At 41.9% G+C, this 14,529-nt stretch carries 14 protein-coding genes; 2 read left to right on the top strand and 12 right to left on the bottom strand.

Annotated elements, in window-relative coordinates; all coding sequences use genetic code 11:
* Nucleotides 1–17: 17 nt before the first annotated feature.
* The 8 genes from NSQ23_RS06910 to NSQ23_RS06875 all read right to left on the bottom strand — a co-directional run bounded on the left by NSQ23_RS06910 (nt 18) and on the right by NSQ23_RS06875 (nt 8,376).
* Nucleotides 18–2,414 (bottom strand): heavy metal translocating P-type ATPase, encoded by a 2,397-nt coding sequence (locus NSQ23_RS06910; protein ID WP_004890082.1) that lies wholly within the window; start codon nt 2,412–2,414, stop codon nt 18–20.
* Nucleotides 2,415–2,429: 15 nt separating this feature from the next.
* Complete coding sequence (locus tag NSQ23_RS06905; protein WP_004890079.1) at nt 2,430–2,741, bottom strand: metal-sensing transcriptional repressor; 312 nt, start codon at nt 2,739–2,741, stop codon at nt 2,430–2,432.
* Nucleotides 2,742–3,486: 745 nt separating this feature from the next.
* Nucleotides 3,487–3,759 (bottom strand): hypothetical protein, encoded by a 273-nt coding sequence (locus tag NSQ23_RS06900; protein ID WP_021095624.1) that lies wholly within the window; start codon nt 3,757–3,759, stop codon nt 3,487–3,489.
* Nucleotides 3,760–3,819: 60 nt separating this feature from the next.
* Nucleotides 3,820–4,554 (bottom strand): hypothetical protein, encoded by a 735-nt coding sequence (locus NSQ23_RS06895; protein ID WP_339173949.1) that lies wholly within the window; start codon nt 4,552–4,554, stop codon nt 3,820–3,822.
* Between the two features lie 198 nt (nt 4,555–4,752).
* On the bottom strand, nt 4,753–5,727 hold the full coding sequence (locus NSQ23_RS06890) for a F510_1955 family glycosylhydrolase (protein ID WP_339173946.1): 975 nt from the start codon (nt 5,725–5,727) through the stop codon (nt 4,753–4,755).
* A 57-nt stretch (nt 5,728–5,784) separates the two neighbouring features.
* A complete protein-coding gene (locus tag NSQ23_RS06885) occupies nt 5,785–6,339 on the bottom strand; it encodes a VTT domain-containing protein (protein WP_339173943.1) in 555 nt (184 codons plus the stop codon).
* On the bottom strand, nt 6,324–6,998 hold the full coding sequence (locus NSQ23_RS06880; RefSeq protein ID WP_339173940.1) for a response regulator transcription factor: 675 nt from the start codon (nt 6,996–6,998) through the stop codon (nt 6,324–6,326). The genes NSQ23_RS06885 and NSQ23_RS06880 overlap by 16 nt, the downstream gene beginning before the upstream one ends.
* Nucleotides 6,973–8,376 (bottom strand): ATP-binding protein, encoded by a 1,404-nt coding sequence (locus tag NSQ23_RS06875; RefSeq protein WP_339173937.1) that lies wholly within the window; start codon nt 8,374–8,376, stop codon nt 6,973–6,975. The genes NSQ23_RS06880 and NSQ23_RS06875 overlap by 26 nt, the downstream gene beginning before the upstream one ends.
* A 296-nt stretch (nt 8,377–8,672) precedes the next feature.
* Here NSQ23_RS06875 and NSQ23_RS06870 point away from each other — a divergent pair, with 296 nt between their 5' ends.
* Together NSQ23_RS06870 and NSQ23_RS06865 are read left to right on the top strand one after the other, a co-directional pair.
* Nucleotides 8,673–9,089 carry a hypothetical protein gene (locus tag NSQ23_RS06870; RefSeq protein ID WP_237810829.1) on the top strand — a complete coding sequence of 139 codons (417 nt, stop codon included), beginning with the start codon at nt 8,673–8,675 and terminating at the stop codon, nt 9,087–9,089.
* A 29-nt stretch (nt 9,090–9,118) separates the two neighbouring features.
* A complete protein-coding gene (locus NSQ23_RS06865; protein WP_339173933.1) occupies nt 9,119–9,400 on the top strand; it encodes a hypothetical protein in 282 nt (93 codons plus the stop codon).
* A 30-nt stretch (nt 9,401–9,430) separates the two neighbouring features.
* Here NSQ23_RS06865 and NSQ23_RS06860 read toward each other — a convergent pair whose 3' ends face one another.
* The 4 genes from NSQ23_RS06860 to NSQ23_RS06845 all read right to left on the bottom strand — a co-directional run bounded on the left by NSQ23_RS06860 (nt 9,431) and on the right by NSQ23_RS06845 (nt 14,356).
* The gene (locus NSQ23_RS06860) at nt 9,431–10,918 is read right to left on the bottom strand and encodes a glycoside hydrolase family 32 protein (RefSeq protein WP_339173931.1); all 1,488 of its coding nucleotides are present in this window, start codon (nt 10,916–10,918) and stop codon (nt 9,431–9,433) included.
* 59 nt (nt 10,919–10,977) lie between these two features.
* Complete coding sequence (locus tag NSQ23_RS06855) at nt 10,978–11,838, bottom strand: amidase (protein WP_339174325.1); 861 nt, start codon at nt 11,836–11,838, stop codon at nt 10,978–10,980.
* Between the two features lie 62 nt (nt 11,839–11,900).
* On the bottom strand, nt 11,901–13,181 hold the full coding sequence (gene iscB, locus NSQ23_RS06850) for an RNA-guided endonuclease IscB (protein ID WP_339172146.1): 1,281 nt from the start codon (nt 13,179–13,181) through the stop codon (nt 11,901–11,903).
* Nucleotides 13,182–13,534: 353 nt separating this feature from the next.
* The gene (locus tag NSQ23_RS06845; RefSeq protein ID WP_339173929.1) at nt 13,535–14,356 is read right to left on the bottom strand and encodes an undecaprenyl-diphosphate phosphatase; all 822 of its coding nucleotides are present in this window, start codon (nt 14,354–14,356) and stop codon (nt 13,535–13,537) included.
* Nucleotides 14,357–14,529: the final 173 nt, after the last annotated feature.

Genomic DNA, 14,529 nt, shown 5'->3' with positions numbered 1-14,529 from the left:
CATTCCTCCTTAAATGTTTATATTTTCACGCGTTTCAAACGAAGCGCGTTTGTCACAACGGATACAGAGCTAAATGCCATCGCTGCCCCAGCGATCCATGGTTCCAATAATCCGAGAGCGGCTACAGGAATGCCAACTGTATTATAGAACAAAGCCCAAAACAAATTTTGCCGAATGTTGCGCATCGTTTGCCGGCTCAGTTCAATCGCTTTTGGAATATGCAGTAAATCGCCGCCAACAAGCGTCACATCCGCCGTTTCAATCGCGACATCTGCGCCTGTGCCAATCGCCATCCCAATATCCGCTTTCGCAAGAGCTGGAGCGTCGTTAATTCCATCACCGACCATCGCCACTCGTTTCCCTTGCTTTTGCAATTCCTCGACGATGTTCGCTTTGTCTTCCGGAAGCACTTCCGAATACACATGTTCTATGCCGACTTGTTTGGCGATCGCTTCGGCTGTTCGTTTGTTATCGCCTGTCACCATATATACATCGATGCCCATTTGTTTTAATGTCGCAATCGCTTGCTTTGATGTCTCCTTGATCGTATCAGCAACAGCAATCATTCCAGCAAGCTGTCCGTCGATGGCAACGAGCATGACCGTTTTTCCTTCGTTTTCAAGCTTTATCATGGCTAGTTCATGTTCGGCGATTTCGATCCCTCGTTCGTTCATTAATTTTCGTGTGCCAATGAGTACATGTTTTCCATTCACCGTTGCTTCAATTCCATGTCCAACAAGCGCAGAAAATTGCGTCAACGGCTGCGCGATAATTCCGTTTTCTTTTCCATAAGCCACAATCGCTTGTGCCAATGGATGTTCTGAAGCGCTCTCGGCTGAAACGGCATAGTCAAGCATGTTTTCTTGGAATTGTAACACATCTGTCACTTCCGGTTTTCCTTTTGTCACTGTTCCTGTTTTATCCAGTAATACGGCATTGATTTTATGCGTTCCCTCTAGGTACTCACCTCCTTTAAAGAGAATTCCTTGTTCTGCCCCTTTTCCTGTACCGACCATAATCGATGTCGGCGTGGCAAGACCGAGCGCACAAGGACACGCAATGACAAGAACAGCGATGGCCACTTCAAGCGCTTTTGCCAAATCACCCGGCGCAACAAAGAAGTACCATATAATGAATGCAACGACAGCAATTCCTACAACAATCGGTACGAAAATGCCGGAAATGGTATCCGCCATCCGCTGAATCGGGGCTTTCGACCCTTGCGCCTCTTCAACGATTTTAATGATATTGGCCAGCGCGGTATCTTTTCCGACTTTTTCGGCACGAATGGTCAGTACGCCATTCGTATTCATCGTCGCCCCGATCACATAGTCGCCTTCCTTCTTATCAACTGGAATCGATTCACCAGTAATCATCGATTCATCTACGGAAGATGCCCCGGCGATGACCGTACCGTCTACCGGGATTTTTTCTCCTGGCTTGACAAGAATCGTATCGCCGATCACCACTTCCTCGAGCGGAACCTTTCTTTCCTCCCCATTACGGATGACAGTCGCTTCCTTTGCCTGAAGGCTCAACAGCTTAGAGATCGCTTCGGTTGTTCTCCCTTTCGCAAGATCCTCAAAGTATTTGCCGACAAGCACAAGCGTAATCAAGACGGCACTCGTTTCAAAATATAATCTTGGCATATATTCAGGATTCCCAAGCGTCCGAAAAGCTTCATACAAGCTGTAAAAGTACGCAGCCGATGTTCCAAGCGCTATGAGAACGTCCATGTTTGCGCTTTTATTTCGTAACGCCCGGTACGCCCCGACATAGAAGGGACCGCCGATGTAGAACTGAACCGGTGTAGCTAAAAGAAGCTGGAACCACGGATTCATCAGCAGATGCGGCATCGGCAAGCCTATATCAAACGGCATATGGGCAAGCATCGTATAAAGCAGCGGCAACGATAAGATGATAGAAATCGCGAGTTGCCGTTGTTTTCGTTTCAGCCGCTCTTCTTTCCGGCCAGCATCGTCTTGTTCTTCGTTTCGAATCTGCCCCTTGTACCCAAGCTTTTTGATTTTTTCTAAAATGTCTTCGACAGATGTAACGCCTTCCTTGTATTCGACAACAGCACTGTTTGTCGCCAAGTTTACAGCAGCGCTTGTCACACCTTCCATCCGATTTAACCCTTTTTCAATCCGTGTCGCACATGCCGCACATGTCATTCCTTCAATATCAAGCGTCACTTTTTCTGTCGCAACGCCATACCCCAAATTCTCAATTTTCGTTTCGATATCGGCGATTGTTTGTTTCGATGGATCATATTTAATCGTTGCTTTTTCCATCGCCAAATTGACATTGGCTTCTACTCCATCCATCTTATTTAGTACTTTCTCAATCCGATTGGCACACGCGGCACATGTCATGCCAGTCACCTTCAGTGTCACGGTTCTTTGTTCATCCATCCACCTTTCCCTCCCTTACTTTGAGAATTGCTTAATGACATCCATTAATTCACGAATCGATTCTTCTCCGCTTCCTTCACGGATCGCCTTGGAAACGCAATGACTGACATGGCGTTCGAGTAAATTTAATCCGACTTTATTTAACGCGGCCGTGATTGCAGAAATTTGCACTAAAATATCGATGCAATACCGATTGTCTTCGACCATTTTTTGCACCCCGCGCACTTGTCCTTCAATGCGCTTCAAGCGCTTCATAATGCTTTCGATCTCTTCTTCTGTACGCGGAACCATTTTTTTATCCATATTATGATCTTCGCAATGGTTCATCAAATATCACCTCTTCAATTACATTATACCGGTAATGGGTATATAAAGCAACGAAAGTGTTGACAACATTATTATCGTCAACGTTTTCCCATGATCTATTCACTTTTGGTAGATTTTTTATGAAACAAAAATTCTATCACTTCAGTTTGTCGAGAGGGTACGAAATGTAAATTATAAAAACTTTACTCGTGGTGCTAGTTGACCGCTAGCGCTCAACTAGCACCACAGGTCAATTATAATATAGGCATGTACATACGACGAGTCACACGCAAAAACAAAGATGGAACGATCATGGCCTATCTCCAGCCTGCTCACAACGAATTGGAACCCGAAGTCCAAATATGCGAAAGCGAAGGTGATGGATTCGTTCGGGCACGAAGACGAGGTGGATCGCGCTGTCTTGGGGCGTTTGGCCAAAAGTTGCGATTCCTTTCCCCTGACTCATGAATCATATCCGAAAGTAAGAGAAGAGTGTGAGCGTCTCATGCTTGGACATTTTTCTTCCAAAAACAGAGACTTTTCTCAACGAATCGAACTGACGGACAAACAGACTCAACTCTTTGCGGCTCTAGGGCTGAAACTTCCTCCGAAGATTCTATGCATCCATCCTCGCACCTAGATACACGCCCGAAGTATGCCCAAATGCCTCTCGTCCCTTTTGTATCAACGGATGAGAGACATTTGGTTTGCCTAGTCACTGTCGAACTCAGGCATGACAATCAAAACAAAAAGAAAACCACCTCTTTTATAAGGTGGTCTTTGGTTCACGCCGGATATATTTTTCTTTCAGGTTCAAAGCTTTCACAAAAGTTTCAACTGATCTCGTCACAGTAGCAGGTCCGATTGTCCTTTGTGTTCTTCTAAATGTTTGAAGATCTCTTGCACCATATACTCCAATGCTTGCTTCTGGTGTTTTAGAACGAATGTATTTGTAGGCTATTTTAGCCTCTTTTGTTGACGGTAATTCCAGAATAACCGACTTATCATCCGCAGCAGAAATAATATAAACTTTGCTCATTTTTCATTTCCCCCACTTATTACGTGAATTATACCCGACTGATACCTAACTTTACCCATTTTAATATTGGTCAACGTCATCAATATCTTCATCGTTTTCATCTAAATATTTGTTTGAAAATGCTTGTTCATAAATATAGTCTACATATGACTTAATTGCAACTTCATCGCTATTAGGAAATCTTGGAACACTTTCAAGCCACTTACTCAAATCCAACGCATATTGATTTAATTGATCATTATCCATTTTGTATATTTGTTCATGTAAATATTCATTCAATAATGCATGTGTTCTTGTCCAAAATTGAATTTCAATAGGGAAAACATAATTATTTGGTCTTATATAAACGTGAATAGCTTTATACCCATCATCATAAGTTTTCCCTAATGTTTGATCAACAATGTTGCATGCATCTTGTCCATACGGACAACATGTTACAAATTCATGAACTATCTGTTTCAACTCTGCAGTCTCTGCTTTAATAATAAATCGTATTCCTAAAATGTCGTTTGCAATTTTGTAGAGCTGTTTTGTCAATTGATTACGTTCTAATTTCAGCTTTATTGATACAGGATCCTTGTAACGGTAAGTAAAGTCAATTTCAGGAATATGTTTAATTAATTCAACGATTTTATCTGGATATTCTGCTGTATTTAAATAATACTCTTCTACCTTATTTTTTAGTTCCTCAAAAAGTTCTTCGTCAAAACCTTTGTATCTGCGAGAAGTCTTGATTTCCGGCCCATGTTCAATAATTTTTTCTATAATTCCCCAAATTCCTTCATACGGCAACATAAAATTTCCCCTGCCAGATAAAAAATCTTAACTACTAATAGCATAACGTGATTAACGTATGTTGTAAATTATCATTACAGGGAGAGAGTCCTTTTTGCATCTTTTTTGCTCATCCCCCTTCTGTTCAAGGAACCCTCCCCTTGAAACATATGGAAGAGGATTTAGCGCCCTCCCACAAACATTTTACTCATACTCTTTTTATAGTTTCCCTTTCGATGCTAGTTTTGTCCAGCTTTCACCGTTATTTTTCGTCATGAAAATATCCCCGTTCATCGTCGCAATCACTATTTCGTTGTCATTTGCTGGATTAGAACTGATATACATGATATGATCTTTTTCGCCCAACGGAGGAACGGAAAGAACTTCTTCTTGTTTTGTGTCTAGTGATTGTTTGATTAGGATCGGCTTATCGTTCTCTACCGCTGCAAATACAATCGATTTTTCTTGGAACGCAAACGTCGTCGTATTGATTTTTCGCGTGAACCGTTCAAACGTATTCCCATTATCTCTTAAAACAAAAATTCCTTCCGATGTACTAATTCCAACCATATTTTCATCCGTTGGGTGGGCAGCAATCGTTCCCGCTGCAGTTTGCGGCAAGCCGTTCAATTGACTTGGCGACCACGTTTTGCCGTCGTCTTTACTGTAAAATACCCCTTGTCCTAGCTTTTTGTTTTCTTCTTCGTTCACCACATAAATGGTATGGCTTTTATAGCCAACGGTCATATAATGAAAATCAGATTCTTTATAAAATCCTAAATTCATCAATGTTTGTCCATGATCAAAACTTTTTACAAGACCAAGCGGATTTCCTAACGATGAACCTTCTTCCGGATGCCCTGAGGCATAAAAGCCGTCGTCTGTTGCAGAAAAGCCCATATAATCATGTTTATTGGAAGTCGTTTCATACCACTTATTATTTTGGTAAACAAGTAAACCTTCATGTGTAGCAAAGTAAATCGCATTTTGGTTGCCTGCATAACCAATTCCATGTAAATGTTCGAACTTTCCTTCTTTCTTTTCTTTAAAGAAAGGATTATTTGTAACAGATGTGTTGGATTTTGCTTGTTCTTTACTCGTAATAAAGGACTGTTCTTTTTCATTGGATGATGAACAAGCGCTTAGAAGAAAAATGGCTGATGTCATGATGATTGCTTTCGTCATTTTTGTCATGATTGATTCTCCTTTGTATAAACGTAGATTTTGTATATGCAAGATGTAATGGGGCGTTTACGTCTTGTTCTGAACAACTTTTTTCCAAGTAAATAGAAATAAAAAAACAGCAAAAACAGTCGATATCACTTTCCCTTGCCATGTCCAATTCATCACTTGATACACCGAATATGCCTCTAACAAAAGTGCTGGCAGCTTTCCGAGCGAGCTGGCGGCTGTAAAAAGAAGGAGCGACATGCGTCCGAGCGCGGCAACGAACGTGACTATTCCTGATGGAATAAACGGAAGAAGACGCAACGATAAAACGAGCAAAAACGCTTCTTTTCCTTCTGCCGCAAGCAAACGTTTGACTTTCGGATAGGAAAACCATTTCGTTTCCGAAAGTTTCCGAAAACCTTTTCGATACAACAGAAACGATACAATCGCGCCAACCGCTTCCCCTACAAACGATAAAAAGGTGCCTTTCCAAAAACCAAATACCACCAAATTAGCCGCAGTGAGAAAGACGCTCGGGACAACGCCTAAAATACTGATCACGATATTGATTGCGATGCTGATGAGAAAAGCGATCGATGGATACGTATGAAATAAAGCAATTACTTGCTCTTCCATTTATATCCTACACCCCAAACGGTCTGCAAACATTCATCGATCGGAAAACCGACTTGGCGGAGCTTTTCGCGAATATTTTTCACATGCGAATCGATTGTCCGTTCTTCTGTATTGGCGTTATACCCCCATAATGCCACGATGATCTGTTCTCGGCTAAATACTTGGTTTGGATGTGTGAGAAAAAGTCCTAAAATGGCAAACTCTTTTGGCGTGAGAAAAATATCGTGCCCATCGTATTGAACTTTATGCTGCGCTTCATCCCAAACTAAGCCGTTAAACTCGAGTTTCGTTTGTTTTCCGACCGAACGGCGCAATACCGCCTCAATCCGAGCGAGCAATTCGGATTCGTCAAATGGTTTTGTAATATAATCATCTGCTCCGATTTTCAACCCTTGGACAACATCTGTCGTTTCTCCTCTTGCTGTTACCATAATAATTGGGACATTCGAAAACTCTCGTATTTGTTTGCACGTTTCCCATCCGTCCATCTCTGGCATCATCACATCAAGCAAAACGAGGTCCGCTTTATTGTTTTCCAAATAGCGGATCGCCGCTACTCCCGACTCGCATGTCACACAACGATACCCGTTCGGGATAAGATATAGCTTTAATAAATCTAACATTCGTTTTTCGTCATCCACTAGTAATATCGTGTACATGTTCATCTCCCTTCGGTAACGTAATAATCATCGTCGTCCCTTTTCTACAGTGGCTTGTTGCATAAACCAAACCGCCGTGCGCTTCGACAATTTCTTTCACAATCGCCAGACCTAACCCTGTGCCCCCGCCTGTTCGCGACCGTGATTTATCGACTCGGTAAAATCGTTCAAAAATATGCGGCAAATCTGCTTCAGGAATTCCTATTCCTTCATCGGAAATAGCGATCATCACATTATTTTTCTCCATTCTCCCATCAATGGAAACGGTAGAGCCTTGATGCGAATATTTTAACGCATTGTCTAAAAGGTTGATCATCACTTGTTCAAAACGCTGTCGATCAATATGGACAGTAATGTCTTCATCACAGCGGTAGACAAGCGACATATTTTTCGCCTGAAACGCAGGATACATTTTCTCGTATACTTTTTTTAAAAAAAGGCAAAGCGGAGTTGGCTCTTTCTCGATTTGAAACGAATGTTGATCCATTTTCGCAAGCTCAAACAAGTCTTTCACTAATTTTTGCATATGCTCTGCTTCCTCATAAATAATGGACAAATATTTTGCTCGTTCTTCCTCGGCGATGTTCGGTCTGCGCGCAATGTCGGCATATCCTTTCACATAAGTAAGCGGAGTGCGCAACTCGTGTGAAATACTCGCTAAAAATTCATTTCGTTCTTTCTTTAAATATTCCAAATCGGTCGCAAGGGTTTGAATCGCTTTTCCGAGCTGTGCTAACTCATCTTCTCCTTTTACTTGCACACGAACTGAAAAGTCCCCCTTGCTTAGTTTCTCAGTCGCTTGTTTCATTCGAACGAGCGGAATCGTAATCACCCTCGATAAGAAAAAAATCGTCAAAATCGTCAAAAAGACAGAAAGAATGCCGACAACGAGAAAATGGTGTTTTAATTTGGCAATCATGTTTTGAATGGAAGCCGTCCGCTGAAACATATAGACATGTCCTTTTGTTTTGCCGTCCATCCGAATCGGGCTGGCGGTGGCGATATACGATTCATTTTTCCAGTTGCTTTGCACGACCATTCCGCTATGTGGAATGTGGCGGACATCCACAGACGGAATAAGTTTTTTCGCAAACGGCAAAATATGATCAGAAAAATACAACACATTCCCTTTCGCATCGGTAATGACGACATCCGTTTCTGCTTCCGACTCCATCATGACGACATGTTCTAACGTGGAAGGGTGATAGCTTTTTTCCAATACATCCCGGTGATTGTTTCCTCTTGCCAGCAACTGCTCAAATTCTTCATTAATCCTCGCGTTCACAAGTGTCACATATAACGACGCAAATAATACCGTTTCGATTCCTAGTACAAAGACAAAAAACAATAGCCCTAACTTAAACGAAAGTTTTCGCACAAAAATTCCTTCCTTACTGGCGTTTTTCTTCATTATAGCAAAAAAAATATGGAGAAAATGTGGAGGGACGATATGCACCTGTGGAGTTGTGATAGTGGACTAGCATGATCGCTCCGATATTTGCATCGAGTATTTCTATATTTATCCAACATTTTTTTAGATTAAACATCGCTTTCTTGATTTTGCAAAATTTCAATTCCTTCTGCCTCTATAAACTTCTTCTCACATTTTCTTTGTTCAAAAAACTAGTCGATCATGATAAAATATTATCCAATTAGGAAGATGGAGGAAATCAAATGCATAAAAATATGTGGATGTTTCTTTTTACAATCGTTGGAATATCACTCTTTTACTTCATCCAAAAAGATGATGATATCATAACAAAAGCGAACGTAATTATTTATACCGATGGAAAAACATCATCTGAAAAAGAAATAACAGACCTAAAAACATTACAATCATTACAGCGCGTATTTACAAAAATTGAATGGAATCGATATATAGAAGTGAAAATGGTTAGACAAGAAGATGCCGAGCTCATTATGTTCAGACAAGTGAAACAACATATGCCTGAAAAAACGCTCCAGTACAGAATATGGTTCGAACATGCAGACGTTGGGGCAACGATAATAAGCAGTGATCCAGAAGAAAACATAGGTACGTTAAACAAAAATGATGCAGAAACATTAGAGGACATCATATATCAAAAATAACAAAGGGGCGGAGAGGGGAAAAACAGAGAATGGAAACACTAGTCACGATATGTTTGGAAATGTTGGGTGGATTGCTAGATGTTTTATTGTTAGGCCAGTTTAGTTACTTCACCGCAAAACGAAGATTGAAACATATGCAAGCAACAGGTATGATTGAAACACAAAAACCGTTCGACAGAAACACTGTAAAGCGTTTGTTAAAAGATCCGAGCATTTCTACCTATTTATTTTCAAAAACAAACTACAAAACACTTTTACATGATAAAGATATACAAAAACAGTTTAACGAAGCGATCAGCAAATATGTATAAATCGCCCACGACAAAGGTGGGCGATTCGTTTTATTCCTCACCCCAAATATCTTGCAACGTCCATGCCTCAACAGAAAGCACCGTCAAAATTCCACCCTCTGCGAACAATTTAATCCCTTGACTCGTTTCAGATGGATAAATCCTCCCTGTCATGACAAGCCGGCCGCCGTTGACAAATAGTTCAACAGAAGAACGGTCAATAAAGACATGGAACGTGACGACGTCTTCTTGCTTATCCAATACGGCACGGCGAATGCCGCCCTCTCCTTTTCCGGACCGGTTTCGGTCAAACGTCACGATCGAGTCTTTCACATCATAGCGGAAGATCGTTTCTTCGCTTCCGTCTTCCGCACAACGCACTTTCACACCAAACGCGTTCCCTTGAAAATCGGCTAACGAAAAACGAACGAGCAACTCTAAACGGTCGCCTTTCACAGGTAACGTATATGTACCTTCTCGAATTGAAATCGATTCCAGCCGCACGTGACCTGCGCGTAGTAACTGCAATTCCGGCACCGGCTTCATCAACAGTTTCTCATCATCCGCTAATTCCAAAAGACGAGGGATCGTCAACGCCCCTGCCCAACCATGTGCTTGCGTCGGCATAAAAGACTCCCACATATCCATCCAACCGAACAAAATGCGTCGTCCTTTTTCATCTTCGAACGTTTGAGCGGCATAAAAATCAAATCCTTTATCCAACTCTTCAAACGCTCCGTGCGCTAGTTTTCCTGTTTCATAATCAAGCGTTCCGACAACGTAGCCCGTTTGATGGAGATTTTGAAAACGATCACCATCTCGTTCGATACCTTGCGGAGAAAACAACAATACATTTTTCCCATTCAAATGAAAAACATCTGGGCACTCCCACATATATCCTAAGCTACCATCGCTCTGTGCAAGGATGTTGACATATTCCCATTGACGCAGATCTTTCGACTTATATAAAACGACTTTTCCGTTATTCCCCTCTCTTGTCCCAAGCACCATATACCAGTCGTCGCCACGCTTCCACACTTTCGGATCGCGAATATGCCCTTGGCAGTCAAATGGTGGCTCGGAAAGCACAGGATTGGACGCGTCTTTTTCAAAATGGATGCCGTCTTTGCTTGTTGCAATACATTGATATTGCTTCAATTCCGTTTGTTCTTCATTTAGCCAAACGTTTCCTGTGTAAATGAGTGTCAGGACACCATTATTATTGACTGCGCTTCCAGAGAAACAACCGCCTTCGTCGTACCACTCACTCGGTGCAAGCGCAATCGGTGCACGCTCCCAATGTACGAGGTTTTTACTTTTCACATGCCCCCAATGCATCGGCCCCCACTTTGGACTGTCGGGATGGAACTGATAAAATACATGGTACTCTCCATTCCATTGAATCAATCCGTTTGGATCATTCATCCAGTTTACCGGCGCCATAATATGGTATGCTAAGCGATACGTGCTGTCCATTTTTTCTTTTGCACGCTGTACTCTTGTTTCTGCTTCGTTTATAAGTTTCGTATGTTTAGACATACATGAGCCCCTTTCCATATTTCACTTCATATTCTCCAACAAAACGCGAAAAAAATTTTTTATTCAAACACAATTCCATTTCGTTTCATCCATTGTTCTGTATGGTGCACCGCGATACCAGAAAAACTTTTTGTTCGGGCGTAATGTTTTTGGACAATAGCAAGTTGCTCGTTCATGTATGCCTCATCTTCTTCAAAAGTGGAAACGTCATCTCCTTCACCGACTTGTCCCGTTTCTACGCCGACGACAACTTGTTTTCCGTATTTTTTAGCTAATCGCATTTCTTTTTCCACAATGTTAATGATCGCATCAGCCCGATCGCGATAAGCCATGATCGTTACGCCATCCACATGAGCAATAACCCATTCCGCGAGCGTTTTATCCCTATGTTTTACTTCGTCAAACCAAAATGGGATATCCACCTCGAACCGCAACGATCGCTCATTCGCTAGTTGACGGGCGCGCTGTAAAACAGATTGGTACGAGACGATCGCCTTCTCGCGATTCGTACGCCACCATACGTGCAAGTACGGTTCAACGTCTAAATGTACGCCGCTAAACTTTTCATTTGGCTGAGCGTCATTTTCATATTGATCTAGCCGTTGAAATAGGCGCTCCAACGCTTCTTCATGTTCAATCCAATTTGGGGCTCCATCGAGCGCATAAACTCGAATGCCCTTCTCATTTGCACGACGAATAAATTGCCGGTACGCATCTATTGGAACTTCTTTGTCAATTTGCACATATACGTCGCTTATTCGCTTGTTTTCTAAAAACGAAAGGACGCGGTCTTCATCTTGAATGAATAACCATGGATTCCAAAGCCACGTCGCCCGCACTGTTTCATTTCCTTGCGCTAACAAATAACCGCCCCCCACGATCGCTGTGAAAACGATAATAATTGTCACAAATGTTTTCATATACTCTTCACGAAACTTACGCAAGGAAGCCCCTGCCTTTAGGCACGGGGAGGAATTGCACCTTACGCAAGTTCCGCCACCCCCTTTCCATAAGCATATCCGTCAAATCGCTGAATGACTTGGACATATCTATAATTTATTCCTTGTGCGATACGTTTACCGTCCTTGCCTTTAATATCGAAACTTCCAGTCTTTCTACATGCGACTTCGCCAAACCAAACGCCTTGATATTTCCCTCTTGGGACAACAGCCTTAACCATGTCCCCTGTTTGAAAACCAAAGAAGAATTTTTGTCTTGCAAGATAACCTCTTGGGAAGCCATATCTATCTAGGTTTGTGCGTGAACGACTACCACGCCCTTTTGCCTTGATAAATAACACTTCTTTTGTTTTGAAATATAAGTGATTTGGTGTGCTTTCTCCCACGCAACAAGCGTCAAAATAGTGTGTTTTCGGCAAGTCTAAACGAATACGATTCATTTTCGTTCGTGCACCTGTTCCACACTCGACATCTAATCCTGTCTGCTTTAACACTTCATACGCTTTCCATCTTGTCGAGTTGATAGCACTTGCATCCTTTAATGATTCTTTGACTTGCTTTTGAATGTGCGGATACCCGAATTCTTCTGCTGTCTTACTTCCTTTGCGCTGATTACAGTCATGACAGGCAAGACATAGGTTATCCACTCGGTCTGTTCCACCTCTCGATTTTGGAATGATATGCTCCACTTCAAGTGGAACATTTTCTTTTCCGCAATAACAACACTTCCGCCCAAACTTTTCAAGCAAATACTCCCGTACTTCATATCCTTGTAGCGTGCCTTGTTGATACTCTACACCATTGATTTCAGGATTTCGCATGAGTTGCGTGTCGAATTTGGCATTTTCGTATGATATATACCCAATGGGGCATAACTTCTTTAGGCGGTTAACCCATGTTTGGATATTTTGCACACGACTCTCTAGTGATGACGGCAACCACCCCTCCTTTCGCTTGCGGTTCAGAAAGCGTGGTTTTCTGTATCTTGTTTTTCGATTTCGTCTTGCTCGACGAAAAGCACGCCTTTTATCTATTCTTTCCTTGATGTCTGTGCGATGGTCAAGTTGCCCTAACCATACCACTTCTTGTCCTCGCAAAATCGCTAATCCTGTATGCCTGCTTCCATAGTCGATTTTTAGCCGATATGTTGCTTTAATTTCTGATTCGTCTACTGATTTTTTCAAGATGATGGTAAATGGAAATCGCCTGTAAATCGCCGCCTTCCCTTGTTTCAACAGCTTTCTTGCAACTGCTTCGTGACAAGGAGCAAGCGGACGTTTGTTTGTGTCTAACACAAAAACCATAGGGTTCTCCCCTTTCCTCTGCATAAAGCAGGTCATATTCTCCTCGACCATGTTATAGATGCTTGTTATGTGCAAGACACTAGCGCTACCCACCACGCTTGTTTAACCTTGCACGACAGAGGAACGGGCTGGAGAAGCACCCGAACGTGTCATGACATCTATAACGTAGGCTCTGTTTCAAGCCTTGGTCTGGTCAACATGGGGCTTACAAGCCCATGACTTTAGTCATTGGGTTGTTGACTTTCCATATAACCGCCCGTCACATTCATTATAGACTGATTATCCAGCACTACGTTCGTGCGTTTTTGACGATTTTTTAACATAAAAAAATCTCCACAAGCCATCGTGGAGATTTAAGCAAAATACAAAATATAAATGACCGCTGCAAGCACAATACGGTAAATGGCAAATGGAACGAGGCGAACACGATTAATTAAACGTAAGAAAAAGCGAATAGTAATTAACGCAAAAATAAACGCGCTAATAAAACCAACAACGAAAAATGGTAGCGCATCAAACGTGATGTACTGCCAGTTCTTCAATAACGAAATGGCGCTTGCTCCTGCCATAATTGGCACCGCCATAATAAATGTAAAATCAGCTGCAGCACGATGGCTCATGCCAACAAGTACGCCACCTGAAATGGTCGAACCTGAACGCGAAAAACCAGGCCAAAGCGATAAACATTGAACAAGACCGACAATAAACGCCTGCTTATATGTAATATCATCTACAGTTTGTGCTACTGTTCGTTTTCCGAAACGATCCGCTGCGATCATCAACAAAGCTCCAAGCACAAGCCCAATGAGCACCGTTTTTGTGGAAAATAAATGTTCATCAATATAGTCTTCAAATAAAACCCCCAACACTCCAGCAGGCAAAAGACCAACGAAAATGTGCATCAGCGTCAAGCGTGGTCCTTTTCTCACTTCACCTTTTCGTAAATAAAGCAACTCAAAAAATTTATCTTTAAACACAACAACAGCAGCTAAAACCGAACCGAGCTGGATGACGACTTTAAACGTGTTTGCCCCATACTTTCCTAAAAACTCGCTCGATTTTAGCCACATATCATCAACAATAATCATATGACCTGTCGATGAAACAGGTGCAAACTCTGTCGCTCCCTCCACTAGCCCTAAAATGATCGCTTTCATTAATTCAATAATATGCATTCATGTCCATCCTTTCTTGATTAGTGAAATATGTATAATTCCTTTTCATGACCTACTCTATTGTACTACAATGCTTTTATTTCTACTACTTACATGTGAAATTTACTTTCAAAATGCAAAACGGCCACGCACAATAGTGCACATGGCCGTCTTTGTTTTATTTAATCCAATAT

The organism is Anoxybacillus sp. FSL W8-1294, assembly GCF_037965005.1.
Lineage (GTDB): Bacteria > Bacillota > Bacilli > Bacillales > Anoxybacillaceae > Anoxybacillus > Anoxybacillus flavithermus_G.
The sequence above is the reverse complement of the archived record's forward strand: the minus strand, read 5'-3'. Positions and strand labels throughout refer to the sequence as shown.

Coding starts and splice junctions, on each gene's coding strand:
- NSQ23_RS06890 (WP_339173946.1), bottom strand. CDS start 5,727: ATGACAAAAATGACGAAAGCAATCATCATGACATCAGCCATTTTTCTT.
- NSQ23_RS06860 (WP_339173931.1), bottom strand. CDS start 10,918: ATGTCTAAACATACGAAACTTATAAACGAAGCAGAAACAAGAGTACAG.
- NSQ23_RS06865 (WP_339173933.1), top strand. CDS start 9,119: ATGGAAACACTAGTCACGATATGTTTGGAAATGTTGGGTGGATTGCTA.
- NSQ23_RS06905 (WP_004890079.1), bottom strand. CDS start 2,741: ATGAACCATTGCGAAGATCATAATATGGATAAAAAAATGGTTCCGCGT.
- NSQ23_RS06870 (WP_237810829.1), top strand. CDS start 8,673: ATGCATAAAAATATGTGGATGTTTCTTTTTACAATCGTTGGAATATCA.
- NSQ23_RS06885 (WP_339173943.1), bottom strand. CDS start 6,339: ATGGAAGAGCAAGTAATTGCTTTATTTCATACGTATCCATCGATCGCT.
- NSQ23_RS06895 (WP_339173949.1), bottom strand. CDS start 4,554: ATGTTGCCGTATGAAGGAATTTGGGGAATTATAGAAAAAATTATTGAA.
- NSQ23_RS06855 (WP_339174325.1), bottom strand. CDS start 11,838: ATGAAAACATTTGTGACAATTATTATCGTTTTCACAGCGATCGTGGGG.
- NSQ23_RS06910 (WP_004890082.1), bottom strand. CDS start 2,414: ATGGATGAACAAAGAACCGTGACACTGAAGGTGACTGGCATGACATGT.
- NSQ23_RS06900 (WP_021095624.1), bottom strand. CDS start 3,759: ATGAGCAAAGTTTATATTATTTCTGCTGCGGATGATAAGTCGGTTATT.
- iscB (WP_339172146.1), bottom strand. CDS start 13,181: ATGGTTTTTGTGTTAGACACAAACAAACGTCCGCTTGCTCCTTGTCAC.
- NSQ23_RS06845 (WP_339173929.1), bottom strand. CDS start 14,356: ATGCATATTATTGAATTAATGAAAGCGATCATTTTAGGGCTAGTGGAG.
- NSQ23_RS06880 (WP_339173940.1), bottom strand. CDS start 6,998: ATGTACACGATATTACTAGTGGATGACGAAAAACGAATGTTAGATTTA.